The sequence below is a fragment of the Rhodococcus sp. IEGM 1330 genome (assembly GCF_033142445.1).
Lineage (GTDB): Bacteria > Actinomycetota > Actinomycetes > Mycobacteriales > Mycobacteriaceae > Rhodococcoides.
Genome location: NZ_JAWLSB010000004.1, coordinates 307111 through 325019 on the forward strand (window position 1 = coordinate 307111; position 17909 = coordinate 325019).

General features: G+C 62.8%; 21 protein-coding genes. 6 read left to right on the top strand and 15 right to left on the bottom strand.

The genetic code is table 11. The features are described 5' to 3' along the window. Positions 1-367 precede the first annotated feature (367 nt). The 11 genes from R4P57_RS12270 to R4P57_RS12320 all read right to left on the bottom strand — a co-directional run bounded on the left by R4P57_RS12270 (position 368) and on the right by R4P57_RS12320 (position 6976). On the bottom strand, positions 368-562 hold the full coding sequence (locus tag R4P57_RS12270) for a hypothetical protein (protein ID WP_317803109.1): 195 nt from the start codon (positions 560-562) through the stop codon (positions 368-370). Next, positions 562-1827 (bottom strand): phage major capsid protein, encoded by a 1266-nt coding sequence (locus R4P57_RS12275; protein WP_317803110.1) that lies wholly within the window; start codon positions 1825-1827, stop codon positions 562-564. Before R4P57_RS12275 ends, R4P57_RS12270 begins: the two co-directional genes overlap by 1 nt. Positions 1828-1839: 12 nt before the next feature. Next, complete coding sequence (locus R4P57_RS12280) at positions 1840-2409, bottom strand: HK97 family phage prohead protease (protein ID WP_317803111.1); 570 nt, start codon at positions 2407-2409, stop codon at positions 1840-1842. Between the two features lie 242 nt (positions 2410-2651). Continuing rightward, positions 2652-2873 carry a hypothetical protein gene (locus tag R4P57_RS12285; RefSeq protein WP_317803112.1) on the bottom strand — a complete coding sequence of 74 codons (222 nt, stop codon included), beginning with the start codon at positions 2871-2873 and terminating at the stop codon, positions 2652-2654. Beyond that, complete coding sequence (locus tag R4P57_RS12290) at positions 2870-3121, bottom strand: hypothetical protein (RefSeq protein WP_317803113.1); 252 nt, start codon at positions 3119-3121, stop codon at positions 2870-2872. Before R4P57_RS12290 ends, R4P57_RS12285 begins: the two co-directional genes overlap by 4 nt. Then, positions 3121-3315 (bottom strand): hypothetical protein, encoded by a 195-nt coding sequence (locus R4P57_RS12295; RefSeq protein ID WP_317803114.1) that lies wholly within the window; start codon positions 3313-3315, stop codon positions 3121-3123. The genes R4P57_RS12290 and R4P57_RS12295 overlap by 1 nt, the downstream gene beginning before the upstream one ends. Positions 3316-3834: 519 nt before the next feature. Further along, the gene (locus tag R4P57_RS12300) at positions 3835-4344 is read right to left on the bottom strand and encodes a hypothetical protein (RefSeq protein WP_317803115.1); all 510 of its coding nucleotides are present in this window, start codon (positions 4342-4344) and stop codon (positions 3835-3837) included. Next, on the bottom strand, positions 4344-4988 hold the full coding sequence (locus R4P57_RS12305; RefSeq protein WP_317803116.1) for a hypothetical protein: 645 nt from the start codon (positions 4986-4988) through the stop codon (positions 4344-4346). The genes R4P57_RS12300 and R4P57_RS12305 overlap by 1 nt, the downstream gene beginning before the upstream one ends. A 210-nt stretch (positions 4989-5198) precedes the next feature. Further along, positions 5199-5393 (bottom strand): helix-turn-helix domain-containing protein, encoded by a 195-nt coding sequence (locus R4P57_RS12310; RefSeq protein ID WP_317803117.1) that lies wholly within the window; start codon positions 5391-5393, stop codon positions 5199-5201. Next, positions 5393-5557, bottom strand: coding sequence for an excisionase family DNA-binding protein (locus R4P57_RS12315; RefSeq protein WP_317803118.1), 165 nt, complete (start codon positions 5555-5557; stop codon positions 5393-5395). Before R4P57_RS12315 ends, R4P57_RS12310 begins: the two co-directional genes overlap by 1 nt. Before the next feature lie 348 nt (positions 5558-5905). Continuing rightward, a complete protein-coding gene (locus R4P57_RS12320) occupies positions 5906-6976 on the bottom strand; it encodes a tyrosine-type recombinase/integrase (protein WP_317803119.1) in 1071 nt (356 codons plus the stop codon). A gap of 295 nt (positions 6977-7271) precedes the next feature. On the opposite strand from R4P57_RS12320, the gene R4P57_RS12325 reads away from it, so the two are divergent. Together R4P57_RS12325 and R4P57_RS12330 are read left to right on the top strand one after the other, a co-directional pair. Further along, on the top strand, positions 7272-8414 hold the full coding sequence (locus R4P57_RS12325) for a N(5)-(carboxyethyl)ornithine synthase (protein ID WP_317803120.1): 1143 nt from the start codon (positions 7272-7274) through the stop codon (positions 8412-8414). Next, the gene (locus R4P57_RS12330; protein WP_317803121.1) at positions 8411-9538 is read left to right on the top strand and encodes a class I SAM-dependent methyltransferase; all 1128 of its coding nucleotides are present in this window, start codon (positions 8411-8413) and stop codon (positions 9536-9538) included. The genes R4P57_RS12325 and R4P57_RS12330 overlap by 4 nt, the downstream gene beginning before the upstream one ends. A gap of 89 nt (positions 9539-9627) precedes the next feature. Here R4P57_RS12330 and R4P57_RS12335 read toward each other — a convergent pair whose 3' ends face one another. The 3 genes from R4P57_RS12335 to R4P57_RS12345 all read right to left on the bottom strand — a co-directional run bounded on the left by R4P57_RS12335 (position 9628) and on the right by R4P57_RS12345 (position 12243). After that, entirely contained in the window at positions 9628-9861 is a 234-nt protein-coding gene (locus R4P57_RS12335) for a hypothetical protein (protein WP_317803251.1), read from the bottom strand. A gap of 23 nt (positions 9862-9884) precedes the next feature. Beyond that, on the bottom strand, positions 9885-11069 hold the full coding sequence (locus R4P57_RS12340; protein WP_317803122.1) for an acyl-CoA desaturase: 1185 nt from the start codon (positions 11067-11069) through the stop codon (positions 9885-9887). A gap of 61 nt (positions 11070-11130) precedes the next feature. Continuing rightward, positions 11131-12243, bottom strand: a complete 1113-nt coding sequence (locus R4P57_RS12345) for a ferredoxin reductase (protein WP_317803123.1) — start codon at positions 12241-12243, stop codon at positions 11131-11133. A gap of 171 nt (positions 12244-12414) precedes the next feature. On the opposite strand from R4P57_RS12345, the gene R4P57_RS12350 reads away from it, so the two are divergent. Then, positions 12415-13065: a TetR family transcriptional regulator gene (locus tag R4P57_RS12350; protein ID WP_317803124.1), complete on the top strand. Its 651-nt coding sequence runs from the start codon at positions 12415-12417 to the stop codon at positions 13063-13065. Between the two features lie 26 nt (positions 13066-13091). Further along, complete coding sequence (locus R4P57_RS12355; protein WP_317803252.1) at positions 13092-13916, top strand: alpha/beta hydrolase; 825 nt, start codon at positions 13092-13094, stop codon at positions 13914-13916. Here R4P57_RS12355 and R4P57_RS12360 read toward each other — a convergent pair. Beyond that, positions 13913-15235, bottom strand: a complete 1323-nt coding sequence (locus R4P57_RS12360; protein WP_317803125.1) for an MFS transporter — start codon at positions 15233-15235, stop codon at positions 13913-13915. The genes R4P57_RS12355 and R4P57_RS12360 overlap by 4 nt on opposite strands. A gap of 83 nt (positions 15236-15318) precedes the next feature. Between R4P57_RS12360 and R4P57_RS12365 the strand changes: the two genes are divergently transcribed. Both R4P57_RS12365 and R4P57_RS12370 read left to right on the top strand, forming a co-directional pair. Then, a complete protein-coding gene (locus R4P57_RS12365; RefSeq protein ID WP_317803126.1) occupies positions 15319-15846 on the top strand; it encodes a PadR family transcriptional regulator in 528 nt (175 codons plus the stop codon). Next, positions 15843-17888, top strand: a complete 2046-nt coding sequence (locus R4P57_RS12370; RefSeq protein WP_317803127.1) for an NADPH-dependent 2,4-dienoyl-CoA reductase — start codon at positions 15843-15845, stop codon at positions 17886-17888. The genes R4P57_RS12365 and R4P57_RS12370 overlap by 4 nt, the downstream gene beginning before the upstream one ends. The last annotated feature ends 21 nt before the right edge of the window (positions 17889-17909 follow it).

Here is a 17909-nt window from a genome sequence, read left to right on the forward strand (position 1 = left end):
TCGATCTCGGAGCGCTGGCGCACGGTGGGGTGCGATGCGCTGCAACGATGATCGAACCGGGGCTGTCGTCCCACTCGGCGGAGAAACCGCGACGAAAACAACACCGAGCGGGAGGTATGTAGCTCGACAGGCGAATTCACGTCCACCACAGACGTTTCGCTTGCGCGGTAGGGTGAATGAAGTCACAAGCCCCTGTGCGCACGTTGGCCTGTCGAGCTATCGAGGTCACGCGGACCCCGACCCCCAAGTCCTGCAATTGAACTCGGGGAAACTTGTGGACCCTGCCAGGCCTCGACGTGATGCCGCTACACGCGGGCCGACGGACATCAAACAGCGCGTACGCCATTCGAGGCCTGGCAGGTAGTTTCTACTGCTGCCTGAGCTTGTCCGGCTCGGCAGTGGGACTGTCGGGAAGCGCTCGCCACTGAGACAACGGGATTCCCTCGCGGAGTGGTTCACCGATCAGATTGTCGTCGTCCTCTTTGAGCAGACGCGACATGTCCGACCATTCTCCAGCCAGCCAGCCGATCCCGCCACTGTTGCCGCCCGTGAACTCGATCATTACGCACGCAACCCGAGATCGACCTGGAATGCGTTCGGCTGCGCAACGGCAACGTCCCAGCGTGAACTCGCCAGGAAACCGATCTGGCCCGTATCAGCGAAGCGCTCACCGAGCACCTTGATCGTGAACGAACTCCGCAACCCGATGTAGAGCTGAGCGAAGTCGCCCGTGATCAGGTAGCTGGTATCGGTGCTGGTGCCCTGCAGAACGTTGTTCGGGACGACCGAACTGGGAAGACCCAGAGGCAGATTGGCCGGAGGCGCGAGGTAGTCGCCCTGGCTGTTCTTCAGTAGCGCCAGGCTCGTTGCCGTTCGCGGAGAACCGATCTGGGCAGTCGGCAGGAAGCTTCGACCCAGCACGTTGCCGTAGGCCTGAATCAGCCAATCGTAGTTGGTGACCGCGGTACCGTTCGCACCGTGCGAAACCTTGGGCACTGCAGGCACGTTCACGAGCCCGAGCGGATTGACACCCTGGCCGTCGCCGAACAGAGCGAACTGGTCGATACCGAGCGCGTACTGAGCCGCGAAGGCATTGGAGATCACGTCGCCGATATTCGGGTCGGAGTCCTCGAACAGTTCCTTGCTGATCAGGATCAGCCGGTCGTACGTCTTGGCGTCGAGGGTGACCGAATCGAAACTGAGATCCGCAGCGTTGCGCTGAGCGCCCTCGGCGTAGAACTGTGGTGCACCCTCACCGATCAGGCGTGGGACCCGTAATGTCTTGGTGGACATAGGAACAATGGTCGCACCTGCCTGCAGAACAACCGAGCGGGGTCGTGCGAGGTCGATCAGGTCGCTACCGAGCGGTGTGGGCACGATCGCCGTCGAGTTCGTGGTGACCAGTGCGCGCTCTGAGTCGGCACCGATCCATTCACCGGTAGCCATGCCTCGCAGCAACTTGTCGAAGCTCAGACCCGTTGCGTTGCCGTCGATATTGCCGTTCTGAGCTTCCCAACTGCGCAGACTATCGCCCTTGCTCAGAGTGAGCTTGCCGCGTAGTTCGTTGGCAGGCTTGGCCGCTCGTGCGCTTACCGGAGCATCGTCGGTGAAGCTGGCATCGGAGCCGCGGGACTTGAGCGATTCCATGCGAGCGTCGATGCTGCCGATTCGAGCGCGAGCATCCTTGACGGTGGATTCGAGTTCGTCGAACTTCGCGATATCGGAGCCGTTCAATTCGACACCGCGCGTGGCCAGTTCGTCGAGTTCGGCGCGGGAGTCTTCGACCAGCTTGGCCAGTTCCGCGCGATTGAGCTTGGAGAGATCCATGGTAGTTCCGTTCTAGTTGTCTAAGTCGAGCAAACGCAAACGTCGTTGCATCGCTTCAGGAGTGAGTGAAAGTGTGTCGCTACTACGCGAACCGGTAACTGCTGCGGCGTCTCCGTAGGCACCTTCGAGGACCAGACTGACTTCCATCAGAGCTACCTCGGTGAGCGTGCGCTGAGTCGACTTTCGGTCCCATACCTCGGTGATTGCGCGGAACCCGATCGAGAGGTGATCGAGAGATCCATCTCGCACCAGTTCCAGTGCCTCGGTGCCTGCCTGAGTGTTCGATACCTTGAACTCGGCATAGAGACCCTCGGTGCGCTCTTCGAGCAGTACGGCACGGCCCAGTGGGAAACGATCTCGCAGATGCAGACCGAGCAACTTGACCCGATCTCCCCGTTCCCGAATCGTTTTCGCGAACGCACCCTTGCGAATGATCTCGGTGAACGCGCCCTCGTACACGTTGTTGATCTCGGCAGGCGAGTCGAACGGGGCGGCGATACCGGCGATGATCCGCTCGTCCACAGCATCGGACCGGAGTTCGAGCTGCAGAGCGGTAGTGCGGTGAATGAGACTGGTAGACATGGGATTATCCGTTCGAGGTGGCGCGGCGTAGACACGTGTTCCTGCGAGAACGGCCCTTGAATGCGCTGCGACCAGTGGGTTTCCTTCCCCGGCTGGTGCTTCTTCGCTGGTGAGCGTTGCTGCGGCGCTGGCGATTCCCGTGGCGGCTCGTGAGAGCGGTCGGGGCGACCTGCTGAGTGAGAGTATACCCGTGGGGGGTACCTGATTCCAGCCACGAAAACAGGCACCCCCTCGGGGTCGAACTACTCGCAGTGAGCGTCTACGAATTCGAGCCATTCGTCCTCGGCCTCGAAAAACGAACGCTCGATCGTCGCGTAGGTCAGCCCTGCAGCTCGGAACTCGATCCGGTCGCCGTCGTGGTGCGCGGTTGTGCCGGGATCGAGTCGAATCTGCTCACGCTCCTCGGGTGTCAGGTTGTCGAGCGCGGCCCCCAGATGGTCGTAGAGCTTGCGGCTGGCGGTCATGGTGCCCCTGTCTGGGTCGGCGGCTTCTGTCGTGCTGCTGCTCGTTTCATGCGCGCGGCAACCTTGGCTGGCTCCCAGTGGCCCGAGTTCCATTTGCGAGCTTGCTTGGATGCGCCGACGTCGTGAACGTGGTCGATTCGGCGCTTGCCGTCGATCCACACGAACTCCACCCGTTGACCCGCGACGATCTTTTCCGTACACACCGAGCAGGGGTCGCCGTGGCCGTCGTAGCGCGCGTTGAATGCCACTACCGAGTCTCCAATTCGTCGGTGGGATCTCGATGGACGTACCGAATGCGCCCGTCCCGTGCTTCTCTCAAATGCCCGAACCGGATCTGACGGTCGATCTCCCGATCGTGGAACCCTGCTCGGTGCAGGGACTCGCGGGTTTCGCCTGCGACGTGGCTTCTCACGCGCTGCAACAACTGCTCGGTGCGCGTCACGTCTACCACCTGTGCGTGATTCGGATTGTCTTGCCGGTACGTCGCGAGACTCGCTCGGGGCCTTCACCACGCGGCCAGGTCTGCGGCTCGGGAATGGTGCAGTATGCGCCCGACTGCCTGCTCGTGCCAGTTGGTTCGGTGTTCCGAATATTGTTGCCGTTCTTCATATTTCGCTCTTTCTTGGTTGAATGTAACCCGCTTCGACGGGTAGTGTTGTGGGGTCCGCGCACGCCACGTTCTGGAGGTAGAACAGATGCCCGTACCTACTCGTGAAGCACCGAACACCCAGCGCCCGTTTCCGATTCAGCGAATCGACGGAGACCTGTACCTGATTCCACCTTCGGGCCGACGGGTCTACTTGCGCCCTGCGCCCGAGGCCCGCTAGATCGTTCGGCCCCCTGAGCCCCAGATTCGAGCACTTTCCGCTGTGTTCGAGTCTGGGGCTTTTTCATGCCCTGGGGTCACTCGGGTACCGAATCGTGCTACCGATCGCTCTGCGTGGCGCTCAGGGGCGCGCAATCAGCCTTTTCGTTCGAGCATCGACTCGATCATCAGCCAGACTTCGACCCGTTCGTCGTATCGGGCTTTCGCCTCTGCGACCACCTGGCGCAACCTTGTGAGCGCTTGCCTGGTCGGTCTGCTGTCGGCACCGGAGTCGACGGAGATCAGCAGACTCAGACCTTGAATGTGAATCAGCATCTTCCGGTAGTCGAGTTCTCGCAGTGACGTCGTCCACGGTCTGTGTCCATTTTCGTCCGTGTCAGCGCTTGTGTAAAACGCGATCATTTCCGAGTTTCCCATTCGTTCGATGATCTCGTCACACATATCCGAATGCGCGTTGATCACTGCTACCGGCGGGAACAGTTCGCGATATTCTTCGGGAATTCCCGACTGTGGAATGTCGATCTCATCGAACATCAATTCTTCCCAGTCGGCTCTGACGATGACCGTCGCTTTTCCATCCTTGTCGATAGCCACGTTCATTTCGGTCGGCATCAGCTCGAATCGGATATTCAGATCGTATTTCATCAGAGTGGCCCCAATAGATCTTCGATACCTTCGAGGCGCGGGTCTTTCGGTGCGCTCTTCTCGACCACCTCGGAGGACGGGGCCGACGCGGGAGTGCGCGAAGCGCCAACGACCGGCGGCGGAGGCGAAGCCGACCCGTCCGATCCACCACTGCCACTAACACCTACATGCTTCGCATTGGTGTGGAGTGGAGTGGATTGGTCGGCGGACTCCGGGGTGGACTCCGTAGAAGACTCCGGGGCGGAGTCCGGGTGGGACACTTTCGACCCCTTGGCCTTGCGACAGAACTTCCACTCAGCGCACCCTGAGTGATCTCCGGCCAGATGTGCGCGTTGAACCGCTTTTCTAATTCGACCTTTCTCTCGATCTTCCGCAATCTGCTCGGCCGTCCTTTGTCCGTCCCACGGAATTTGATACCCGTTCTCCAATTCCTCCCAGATCCCCGCGGCTACCAATTCTTGGGCATCGGCAATCGGATCTTCGGAGGTAGAAATACGGCGAAGCGCATTCTTCGGAATGTAGCCGTCGGTGAGCGATCGACTCGAATAGACAATTGCCTCGGTGGTAAGGCAAAGCGCGCTTCTCGACAGATCGAGGAATTCGGGCCGGTCGTAGTAATCGTCACTGAGTTGCGAATACGGCATCAGGTTTCCCCCTGCTCTTGCTTACGTCGTCGGTAATCTCGCATATAGCAGGGTTTGCACCGTGCGCCTTTGTTCGCTATTCGGTCGCACCCTATTTCACAGCATTCGGGAATACCGTTCTCGCGGCGCAATTCGTCGGCGGCATATTCGACTGGCTCGGCGGCGTAGACCAGTTCGTTCGGGAACCTCTGCCCCAGGATCTGACCTGCGCTACGCATCGGGCCGAACCTCACTGGCCGCGATCATGGCGTCGACATCGGCGCGGAGGATCCTCACGGGCGAATTCCTGCCAGGCCCGATCTTGAAACCTCGCAGAGTGCCGACCTTGACCCAGTGGAGAACGGTAGCCGACTTCACCGAAAGCTCCTGTGCGACTTCCTCAGGAGTGAGATAGGCGGCGGTCATCAGTTCACCGGCTCGAGCCAGGCATCGAGATCTGTTCTGCGGATACGAATTTGGCGACCGGCGCGCAGGGCCTTGAGCTTGCGGCTTGCGATGGCCTTGCGGAGTGTGTCGACGTGGACACCGACGGTCTCGGCGGCATCCTGCAGGGATAGGTATTCGGACATGGTTGGGCCTCACTGGTTTTCAAGTGTCGGCGCGGCTCCGAGCAAGTGGACGCCAACCCGTCCATGCTCGCGATGCGCCAGTGAGTGCCGTTGGCAGTCCTGGTTCGGCCCTCGAATGCGCCGCTTGTCGTGCTCACCGATGACCCGGTTGGCTCGGGTTCGTTCGGCTCTGTTCACAACAATACATACTCGATCGAGGTTCTGCTCGCGAGGTTTCGGCGGCGGCATCGGCACTGGTCAACAGCCCGAAACAAGCCCTGAGCGCCACGCTGAGCGACGATCTCGGCGTCGGGGTAGGTCGGTGATCCTTTGTGCGAGTGCGCCCGTCGGCTGCTTGAGTCGAAAGACTCACATCTCGTCGAGCTTGCGGGCGATCTCGGCATCCAGCTCGGCGGCGGCATGTTGATAGATCAGCGCGGCGTCGACCGTGGCGTGTCCGATTCTCGACATCAGCTGTTTGGTCGTCGCGCCGGTCTGAGCGGCCAGGGTTGCTGCAGTGTGGCGCAGCTCGTGCGGGCGCAGATCCTCGATACCGGCGGCGTCTCCTGCGGCCCCTACCGCGCGCCGGAGCGTCCAATCGGTCAGATACCCCTCGGGACCACCAGCGCCAGCGAACACGAGCGAATCAGGCCCCGGCGCGGTGTAGGCCTGCAGGTGCGCCAGGATCACGTGTCGAATGCGTTTCGGCACCTGCACGTCTCGAATGCCTGCCTCGGTTTTCGGTGGTCCCAGGTAGTAGACACCGGATCGGTACGTCACCGCGCGCTTGACCGACACAACAGATCCGTCCTCGGCGATATCTCGGCGGCGCAGGCCCTTGAGTTCACCGGGGCGCAGTCCGCACCAACCACCGATCAGCACGGCAGCTCGCAGCTCGTCGGGCGTGTTCTCGGCGACGGCGGTCAGTTGCGCAACGGTCAGCGCTCGAATCTTACGGGTCCGCTTGGCCACCATGGCGCGCTGCTCGACGCACGGATTCGAGTTGATCAGGTTCTCGCGCAACGCATCTCGACAGATCGAGTGCAGCAAACCGTACGCATGAGCGCGGGCAGTCGGCTTGTCCAGCAACAGATTCGAGTACCACGCGCGCACCATGGTTACCGACAACTGCGAGAGCGCCACGCTACCGAGCACCGGAACAATGTGGTTGGCCAGAGTCTCCTGATAGCCCTTGCGAGTCCGCGGGGTGAGGGTGCGCTGAGAGATCCGGCGCTCGGCGTAGTCGGCCAGCGTGATCGACCGTTGATCCTCGGTGCCGGGCGGCGTCCACGTCCCTCGGTCGATCTTGCGGCGCTCGTCGGCCAGCCAGCCCTCGGCGTCGATCTTGGATCCGAACGTCGTACCGGCAGGACTAGGGGTGAACAGGGTCATCTGGTGCAGGTAGCTCGCTCGGTAGCGCCCGCTCGGTAGCTTGGCCACCCTGCCCCAACCTCGGCGCGCTCGCGGCTTAGCGGACTTCTCAGGCCTGGTCATATCGCGCGCTCCGTTGCATCTGCGTTGAATAACGGCTCAGATTCTTACCGACTCGATCCGACCCGTTCTGCCAGAGTGGACGATACAGACAGCAGGTCAGCGCCACAATCAGGCATCTGACCAGCCACGACAGAATTAGGACACGGCTTATTCGAATCCTGCCGGGGGCACCATCTGACCAGCACGAACGCCTGAGACTTCGGCTCACTGTGATTGACTTGGCAGTAACGAAGGGTTACACGTGCATCAGCTCACTCTCGGAGTCCTCTCACGTTCGCGCAAGCCCGATGAGCGACGACTACCGATTCACCCACTGCATTTCGATCGAATAGATGCCGACATCCGCGCCCGTATGTTCGTCGAATCCGGCTACGGCGAGCCGTTCGGAATTTCGGACGAGCACCTGGCCACTCAGGTTGCGGGTATCCGCACTCGCGCCGAGCTCATTGCCGAGTGCGATGTGATTCTGCTGCCGAAGCCGCAAGCGGAGGACCTGTCCGAATTGCGACCGGGCCAGACGCTATGGGGTTGGCCGCACTGCGTGCAGGACCAGAAACTCACCCAGATCGCCGTCGATCGCAAGCTGACACTGATCGCCTTCGAAGCCATGAATCACTGGACGCAGGACGGCTGGTTCAATCTCCATGTGTTCCACAAGAACAACGAATTGGCCGGCTACTGCTCGGTGCTGCATGCGTTGCAGCTGATCGGTTCCACCGGCGATTACGGCCGTAGATTACGCGCTGCGGTCATCGGCTTCGGTGCCACGGCTCGCGGTGCCGTGACGGCACTGAGCGCGCACGGTGTCCACGATGTCGACGTCCTGACACAGCGCGGTGTCACGGCAGTGGGATCACCCATCCATTCGGCCAACATCGTCAATTTCGACCTCGACGACGCCGATCCCCAGCAGAGTCGAGCTCTCACTCCCGAGGGTCGGGTACCACTGTCACAGTTCCTCGCCGACCACGACGTCATAGTCAATTGTGTTCTGCAGGACACCAATTCGCCACTGACATTCTTGTCCAACCAGGATCTCCCCACTCTCGCACCGGGGACCCTCGTGGTGGACGTCTCCTGCGATGAAGGCATGGGCTTCGAGTGGGCAAAGCCCACGTCGTTCGCCGATCCCATGTTCACCGTCGGCGACAACGTGCGGTACTACGCCGTGGACCACAGCCCGTCCTACCTGTGGAATTCGGCAACCTGGGAAATCAGCGAATCGTTGTTGCCCTACCTGCGGATCGTGCTCGACGGCCCTTCCGCATGGAGCGAGGATGCCACCATCGAGCGGTCGATCGAGATCAGGGACGGCGTCATCGTGAACCCCAATATCCTTGCGTTCCAACACCGCAGTGCGGAGTACCCGCACACTGCGGCATGAACACCAGCGCGGACGTGAAGATCACGTGGATCGAGGGCGATAGCGAACACACGTCGCGGTGGCAGTCCGAGAACGGCGCGCCCGCACCTCGGACGGTACGCATCGTCGACGATTCGACGACCGCCGACGTGGCGTACAAGCTGGCCACGATCGGCGAGGCCCTGCTGTGGCGCGGTGACTACAACAATGCGCGACAACTGTTGTCGGCGATGACCCGTCGGGTACCACCCGCCAAACGGTCGCGCGATGCGTCGCCCGCCGAGCAGTTTCATCTGCATCGTCAGTATCAGGCAAGACGGGCCCGGGTACTGGGAATGCTTCTGGTGGAACTCGATTCGGGATTCCATCTCGATCTCGGCCGGGCACCGGACGTGCGTGCGGCCGTGACCGAAGCTCTCGGCCCGGACGCTGCACCCTGCGTGCTCTCGTTGCGCGAGCTCCTCGGCATGGTCGGTGCGCACGAGTGGCGTCGCAAGGGCGTGTTCGTGCCGGCTCTGGACGCCTCGATTCACCCGCACTACGGAGTCTTCTCCCCCGTCCGCGGCGAGTACATCCAACTCGTCGCCGACGCACCACTGCCTGCCGCGGACCGCGCGTTCGACATCGGCACCGGCTCGGGCGTACTGGCTGCAGTACTCGCTCGCCGCGGCGTGACCTCGGTGGTCGCGACCGACAAGGATCCGCGGTCGGTCGAGTGCGCACGAGCCAACATCGATGCTCTCGGGTATGCCGATCGCGTCGAGGTGGTGCAGGCCGACATCTTCCCGTCCGGGCGCGCGGGACTGATCGTGTGCAATCCGCCGTGGATCCCCACGAAACCGACGTCGGGCATCGAACATGCGGTGTACGACCCCGGGTCGCGAATGCTCAAGTCCTTCCTCAGCCGACTCCGAGGGCATCTCGCACCCGACGGTGAGGCATGGTTGGTGGTCTCCGACCTCGCCGAGCTGCTCGAATTGGTCACTCGCGCAGATCTTCTCACCGCCATCGACGCTGCGGGCCTGGCCGTCGTCGGCCGCACCGATACCACCCCGACGCATTCGCGAGTCACCGACTCCTCCGATGTGCTGCACGAGGCCCGCTCGCGCGAGACCACGTCGTTGTGGCGGCTACGCGCACGCTGACCGTGGGTGGCGCACACGCCAGCGCCGCCCGAGCAATGCTCGGGCGGCGCTGGGTGGATCTGCTGCTGCAGTGTCGATCGGGTACTGCTCTACCGTTCGCGGGTCTCGAACTCTCCGTTGATCACCGTGCCCAGCGGGGCGTCACGCTCCGCTTTCTTCGCCGCTTCCCGCATCTCGATGCCATCGGTGATCAGGTCTCCGATTTCACGGGTGACGTCGCGGACGGCTCCGGTGATGATCACCACGATCCGGCCCACGTGATTGGCGGCAGATTCGGTGAACTCCTGCACGGTGTCCTTGTTGCGCTCGAACTTTCCCACCAACAGGACCGCCCCCTTCGAAGTCGTCACGCTGCGCTGGTCTTCTTACGCTCGACGATAACACTGGCCGGAGCTGCCGACCCTGTCAGCGAGTTGGGCAGGGCGAGCTTGAAGATCTTGCCCCACACGGAGCCGATCTGATTGAAGAAACCGCCGGTGTTGTAGGGCAGGTCGTACTTCTCGCACAACGCCTTGACCTCGGGCGCGATCTGCGGGTAGCGATGCGCGGGCAGATCCGGGAACAGGTGGTGCTCGATCTGGTGCGAGAGGTTGCCCGACATGATGTGGAAGAGCGGGCTTCCCTCGATGTTGGCCGATCCCAACATCTGACGCACGTACCACTCGCCGCGGCTCTCGTCGGCGGTCTCCTCCTGGCTGAAGGTCTGGACTCCGGTCGGGAAGTGGCCACAGAAGATGATCGAGTAGGTCCACACGTTGCGGACCAGGTTGGCGGCGACGTTCCCGACCACGGTGGACGCGAAGAACGGTCCGGTCAGCGCCGGGAAAATCACGTAGTCCTTGAGCGCCTGCTTGCCTGCCTTGCGCCACATCCCCTGCAGCAGCGGCTTGACGTCGTGCCACTTGCGCTTGCCCGCGACGATGTTCTCGGTCTCGAGGTCGTGCAGCATGACGCCCCACTCGAAGAACGTCATCAGCAGAAACGCATAAACCGGGTTGCCCAGGTAGTACGGGTTCCACTTCTGGTCCTGGTCCATGCGGAGGATGCCGTAGCCGATGTCGCGGTCCATACCGACGATATTGGTGAAGGTGTGGTGCATGTAGTTGTGCGAGTGCTTCCACTGGTCTGCCGGGCAGACGGTATCCCATTCGAACACCTCGGAGTTCAGACCGGGCTCGCGCATCCAGTCGTACTGCCCGTGCATGACGTTGTGGCCGATCTCCATGTTGTCGAGGATCTTCGCAACGCCGAGGGCACCGACACCGGCGAGCCACGCCGGCGGTATGAACGGCAGGTACATCAATGCGCGTCCGGTGATCTCCAGGCCGCGCTGCGCCTTGATGATCTTGTAGATGTATTCGCGATCCTCGTCGCCGAGCTTGGCGACGGTTCGGGCACGCAGGTCGTCGAGCTCGCGACCGAGCTCCTCGACCTGTTCGTAGGTAAGCACGGTCGGCGCGTCCGGCAGAGTCTCGTTGCGGCGAAACGGTATGACCGCGGTGGGCAGGATCGAGAGAATCGTTCCGAGCATCTGATGATCTCCAATTCGATCGGGTCGAGATGGTCTGTGTGTCGAAATGTCTTGGGTGAACCTAGATGTCGATGTCGACGTCGCCTACGGCAACGGACACGCAGAGCTGGATCTTCTTGTCGGATTCGGTGTCGGTCTCGCCGGTCTTGATGTTCTTGGTGCAGCCGGACTTCTTCACCGAGGTGCAGGTGAAGCAGATGCCCATCCGGCAACCGTTGGCCGGCGAGAGACCAGCAGCTTCTGCCTGCTCGAGCAGCGTTTCCCCGTCGTTCTCCGAGGACACTTCGCTCCCGGAGAAGGTGGTGATTCCGGTGACGTCGTCGCCGACGGTGGCGAACGAGGGCGTGAACTCCTCGAGGTGCAACCGCTCGCCGAGGCCTGCGTCGTCGAAGAAGGACCTCACGCCCTTCATCAGTCCGGGAGGGCCGCACAGGAACGTGTCTGCGTCAGCGAACCACGGAGCCACTGCATCGAGGTGCTCCCGGCCGAAGAAGCCGTAGAGGTCGCCCCCGGTCTTCTGCTCGGTGTACGCGAAGACGATGTTCACGTTCTCGTGCTCGGCAGCGATCTCCTCCAAGTCCTTCTTGTACGCGACGTCGTTCTCGGTGAACGCGTAGTGCAGGAAGGTCAGGTCGCTGCTGTACCCCTCGTCCAGCAGCGACCTGAGCATCGACAGCACCGGCGTGATGCCGCTACCACCGCTGATCAGCAGCGTCTTTGCCGGGCGTGGTTCGGGAAGCTCGAACGTGCCGTCCGCCTGCGACAGGCTGACCACCAGGCCGACGTGCGCGTTCTTGTGCAGATACTGCGACACCAGGCCCTCCGGATGAGCCTTGATCGTCAGTTCGATCCGGCCGTCCTTGCGGTACTGCGAGCAGGCGGGCGAGTAACAGCGCGTTTGACGAACACCGTCGATGACGACACCGACCTGGACGAATTGACCCGCCTTGAAGCCCTTCCACTGACGCGTGGGGCGGATGGTGAGCGTCAGCGAGTCTTCGGTGGACCGGTGTATCTCGGTCACTTCTCCGCGCAGGTCGCGAACCGTCGTCATAGGATCGACGAGTTCGAGGTACCGATCGAGCGCGTGAGGTGTGGCCATGGCCTCGAACAGGGAAAGAAGCGAGAACTTGCGCGAACCCGACGTTCGCGACGGACGTTCTTGAAGCGTCATTCCATCCTCCCTAACCGGATCGAAACCAACGACCCATTCAGTGAACGATTGTGCACTAACATGAGTGTGACAGAGCGACACCGGTACCTGTCAACGTTTATGTGACGGTCATTACAGAGCAAAAACGGCCGTCGACGAGTGTCCGGGTAGAACCACAAGGGAGGTCACAGAATGCGCGCCCATAAACTGGACGCCGTGACAGAACCGGGGACCCGCGCCGAGCGCAAGGAGCGGACGCGTCAGGCATTGATCGAGGGCACCCTCGACCTGCTACGCGAGCGTTCTTTCGCCAGCGTCAGCCTGCGTGAGGTCGCCCGATCCGCCGGCATCGTCCCCACCGCGTTCTACCGACACTTCGCCTCCATGGAGGACCTCGGCGTCGCCCTGGTCGAGGACAGCATGCGCATGCTGCGACAGATGCTGCGCGATGCCCGACGCAACCCGAGCGCCAAGACGGCCACCGAGTCCTTCGGCATCCTGGTTCGCCAGGTTCGCACCCACGAGGATCAGTTCCGTTTTCTCAGTCGCGAGCGGTACGGCGGCGTCACCGAAGTGCGCCGCGCCTTCGCCACCGAGCTACGGCTGTTCGTCAGCGAGCTGACCATCGATCTGTCCCGCATGCCCGGCCTAGAGCAGTGGGACGTCGCCGACCTCGAGATGACGGCCGATCTGCTCGTCTCGACGATGCTCACCGCCGTAGTCGGACTGTTGGAAATCGACAGGCCGGGTAGTCAGAACGAGAAGGACTTGATCGAGCGCACCGAGAAACAGATCCGCATGATCATGCTCGGCATGAGCCGTTGGGAACCACGACGGGCTTGAGCGTTCGACAAGACGACTGCGAAGGGATGTCCATGACCGAGGTGAGTGTCGGCGAGTACGTGTTCGACGTTGCGATGTCGGGGCCGTCGGACGGCATCCCGGTGGTTGCACTGCACGGCTTTCCGCAGACCAACGCGTCGTGGACCGCGGTGACTCCCGGTTTGGTCGACGCAGGTTGTCGCGTGATCGCCCCGAATCAGCGGGGATACTCCCCCGGTGCCCGTCCTATCGGCGTCGAGCACTATCGCATCGAACATCTCACCGGTGACATCCTCGGACTGCTCGACGCACTCGAGCTGCCGTCGGCGCACCTTGTCGGCCACGACTGGGGCGCAGTGGTCGCCTGGCACCTCGCAGCCGAACACCCCGATCGAGTGCGCACCCTCACTGCAGCATCGGTCCCGCATTCGGCGGCCTTCAACTGGGCCATCCGCGAGGATCAGGATCAGCAGGAGCGATCCACGTACTTCGGCCTGCTCCGAGAACCGGAGAAGGCCGAACGAGTTCTGGTCGAGAACGGCGCACAACGGCTCAGGGCCATGTTCGGCGCGGACAGCCTCGACGACGAATACGTCCGGCATCTCACCGTCCCCGGGGCGCTGACGGCCGCATCGAGCTGGTACGCCGCGATGACCAGGGAGTTCGCGAACCTTCCTCCGGTGACCGTGCCCACCACCTACGTCTGGAGCAACGGCGACACCGCCATCGGTCGAGCGGGAGCGGAGCGCTGCGGCGAATTCGTCGATGCGCCGTACCGATTCGTCGAACTGGACGGCATCTCGCACTGGATCCCGGAAGAAGCGCCCGAGGAACTGACGGCCGAGATCCTGGCCCGTATCGACTCCGTCTAGACCCGCTCGGGAGCCCGCACCTTCAGTAGCGCAAGCAGTCCGGCAGCGAGGACGATGATCAACCCGGCGATTCCCGCACGGTCGGCGTCGAACATCCACACGAACAGACCGAACAGGGACGGCGCGAGGAACGACGCGGCACGACCCGTCGTGGCGAACAGTCCGAAGAACTGACCTTCGCGCCCGGGTGGAGCGAGCCGGGCCATGAAGGTCCGCGCGGACGACTGCGCCGGTCCGACGAACAGGCACAGGATCAGCCCGAAGATCCAGAACATCGTCGGTCCCGAGACGAACAGCAGAATGGTCCCGGCGGCGATCATGCAGGTGAGGGAGAAGACGATGACTTTCTTAGGCCCGATTCTGTCGTCGAACCGTCCGGCGACGATGGCCCCGAGACCGGCGATGACGTTGGCGGCGACGCCGAACAGCAGAACGTCGCCCGCACCGATGCCGTAGACGCTGACGGCGAGTACGGCTCCGAAGGTGAAGACGCCTGCCAGTCCGTCCCGGAACAACGCACTGGCTATCAGGTAGTGGACGGCGCGGCGGTCTGCGCTCCACAGCTCACGGACATCGTGAAAGAGAACACGATACGAGGCCGCGAAGCCGGCGTCGGCGGCCTTCGGATCGGCGACGGCTCGAGGCACTTCGGGAACGGCGAGCAACACCGGGATGGCCGAGACGGCGAACCACACGGCAGCGAGCAGAGCGACGAGTCGGATGTTCAGTCCGCCGTCGGTGCTCAGACCCAGAACACCGCGGGTGTCACCGTCGCCGGCGATGAATCCGACGTAGCACAGGAGCAGCAGTACGATTCCGCCGAAATAGCCCATGGACCAACCGAACCCGGATACTCGGCCGATGTTCGCCGGAGTGGAGACCTGCCGCAGCATCGAGTTGTACGGGATGCTCGCCAGCTCGAACATGATGGATCCGAGACCGAGCAGCAACAGGCCCAGCCACAGATAGTGGTAGTCGTCTCGGACGAAGAACAGGCCCGCCATGGCCACGACCGTCAGCGCGGTCAGCACCCCGAGCAGCCACTTACGTTTGCCCCGCGCGTCGAAGTACTGCCCGCAGACCGGCGCGAGGAGCGCGATGACAACGCTGGACACGGCAATCGTCCAGCTGAACCAGGTGGTGGCCGAGATCGAACCGGGCAGGTCGTCGCCGACCGCGTCGGTGAGATACACCGAGAACACGAACGTGAGAATCACGGCGTTGAATGCGGCCGAGCCCCAGTCCCAGAACCCCCAGGCGGTGACCTGCTTACGCGTTGTGGCGACTCCGACGACAGCGGCCTCCGGCTGGGTTCCCATGGTTGCCAACACTAGACCGCGACGGCCCCAACTTGATCTGCACCTAGTTGCATAGTCACCGCGTTGCATACATACTCTCGGGTGTGGCTTTGGAACACGCGATTCTGGTTTCCCTCACCGAGCTCAGTGGCTCGGGATACGAGCTCGCCCGCCGCTTCGACAAGTCCATCGGATTCTTCTGGAGCGCAACGCATCAGCAGATCTACCGGACGCTGACGCGGATGGACGGGGCCGGGTGGATCACCGGCGAGGCAGTCGCGCAGGACGGCCGGCCGGACAAGAAGGTCTACTCCGCCAGCGCTGCGGGTCGCGCCGAGCTCGATCGCTGGATCGCCGCGCCGACCGATCCCTCCCAGCTTCGTGAGGAACTCGCCGTCAAGATCCGCGGTGCCGCCAACGGTGACATCGATGCTCTCAAGGTCGAAGTCGCCCGCCATCGCGATGTACATGCCACCCGCCTCGACGTCTATCGACTGATCGAGAAGCAGGATTTTCCGGCCCCCGCTGCCCTCACCGGCACCGCGTTGCACCAATACCTGGTGCTGCGTGGCGGAATTCGCGTCGAAGAAGGATTCACCGAGTGGTGCACCGAGGTATTGGAGAAGCTGTGAAGACCGAGCAGACTGCTGGCCCGTATCCGATTCTGTTGTCGCCGTTGGATGTCGGTGCGACCACGCTGAAGAACCGCGTGATCATGGGATCGATTCACACCGGCCTCGAAGATCGCGCCCGCGACACCGGCCGCCTGGCGGCCTACTTCGCCGAGCGTGCCCGCGGCGGAGTCGCACTCATCATCACCGGGGGCTATGCCCCCAATCGCACCGGTTGGCTGTTGCCGTTCGGAGCCAAGCTGACCAATCGAATCGAAGCCCGTCGGCACCGACGGATCACCGCGGCAGTGCACCGCGAAGGTGGCAAGATCGCGCTGCAGATCCTGCACGCCGGGCGCTATTCCTATCAGCCACTGAGCGTGTCGGCGTCGTCGATCAAGGCTCCCATCAATCCTTTTCGGCCACGACGGCTCACATCGAGGGGCGTCCGCTGGCAGATCCGAAACTACGTACGCTGCGCCCGGCTGGCCCAGAGTGCCGGGTACGACGGCGTCGAGATCATGGGCGGCGAGGGCTACTTCATCAATCAATTCCTCTCCGAGCGCACCAACAAGCGACGCGACGAGTGGGGCGGTTCGGCGGAGAACCGTCGGCGGATGGCCGTGGAGATCGTGCGGCAGACACGGGCCGCGGTCGGGCCGGACTTCCTCATCGTGTTCCGGCTGTCGATGGCCGACCTCGTGGAACAGGGCCAGAGCTGGAACGACATCGTCGCGCTGGCGCAGGACGTCGAAGCAGCGGGTGCGAACATCATCAACACCGACATCGGCTGGCACGAGTCGCGAGTGCCGACCATCGTCACCTCGGTTCCGCGAGCTGCATTCGCGGACATCACCGGCAAGCTCGAGAAGCACGTGGCCATCCCGGTCGCCGCGTCCAATCGCATCAACATGCCCGAGATCGCCGAGAACATTCTCGCCCGCGGCGACGCGCAATTGATTGCGATGGCCAGGCCGATGCTGGCCGATCCGTTCTGGGTCGAGAAAGCCGCCGCCGACTCGGCGGACCAGATCAACACCTGCATCGCATGCAATCAGGCCTGCCTGGACCACGCCTTCGTACACAAGAAAGTCTCGTGCCTGGTCAACCCGCGAGCCGGACGTGAGATCGACCTACAGCTGCTGCCGACGAAAAAGACCAAGAAGGTCGCGGTCGTCGGAGCCGGACCCGCAGGCCTGGCCGCCGCCCTGAACCTCGCGCAACGCGGACATGCCGTGAGCCTGTTCGAGGCCAGGAGCGAAATCGGCGGGCAGTTCGGAATCGCGCGACTCATTCCCGGCAAGGAGGAGTTCGCCGAAACGATCCGGTACTTCTCCAGCGCACTACGTAGCGAGGACGTCGCCGTTCACCTGGACACCCGAATCACCGCCGCCGAACTGATTGCAGGCGAGTTCGACGAGGTGGTGCTCGCCACCGGCGTCACCCCCCGGATTCCCCGTATCTCCGGCATCGAGCACCCGTCGGTGCTGTCGTACGCAGAACTGGTGCGCGACGGCAAGCCCGTCGGCGATCGGGTCGCGGTCATCGGCGCCGGCGGTATCGGTATCGACATCTCCGAGTTCCTCACCACGGAAGCCTCCCCCACGTTGGATCTGAAGGAATGGAAGCAGGAGTGGGGCGTCACCGAGCCCGAGGCTGCGCCGGGGGCGTTGACGACTCCGGTGCCCGCACCGTCTCCGCGTGAGGTGTATCTGCTGCAACGCAAGCCGGGACGCATCGGTGCAGGGCTGGCGAAGACGACCGGTTGGGTCCATCGCGCTGCACTGAAAGCCAAAGGTGTGCATCAGCTTTCGGGCGTCAACTACGAGAAGATCGACGACGCGGGGCTGCACATCTCCTTCGGCGACAAGCACGAACGTCCGCGCGTACTCGAGGTGGACACCATCGTGATCTGCGCGGGCCAGGAGTCGGTTCGCGACCTGGTCGACGAACTGAGGACCGCGGGCACCACCACGCACATCATCGGCGGCGCGGACGTCGCAGCGGAGCTCGACGCCAAGAGGGCCATCGAGCAAGGCACCCGGCTCGCGGCCACGATCTGATCTGTCCGCTAGCCTGTCTCA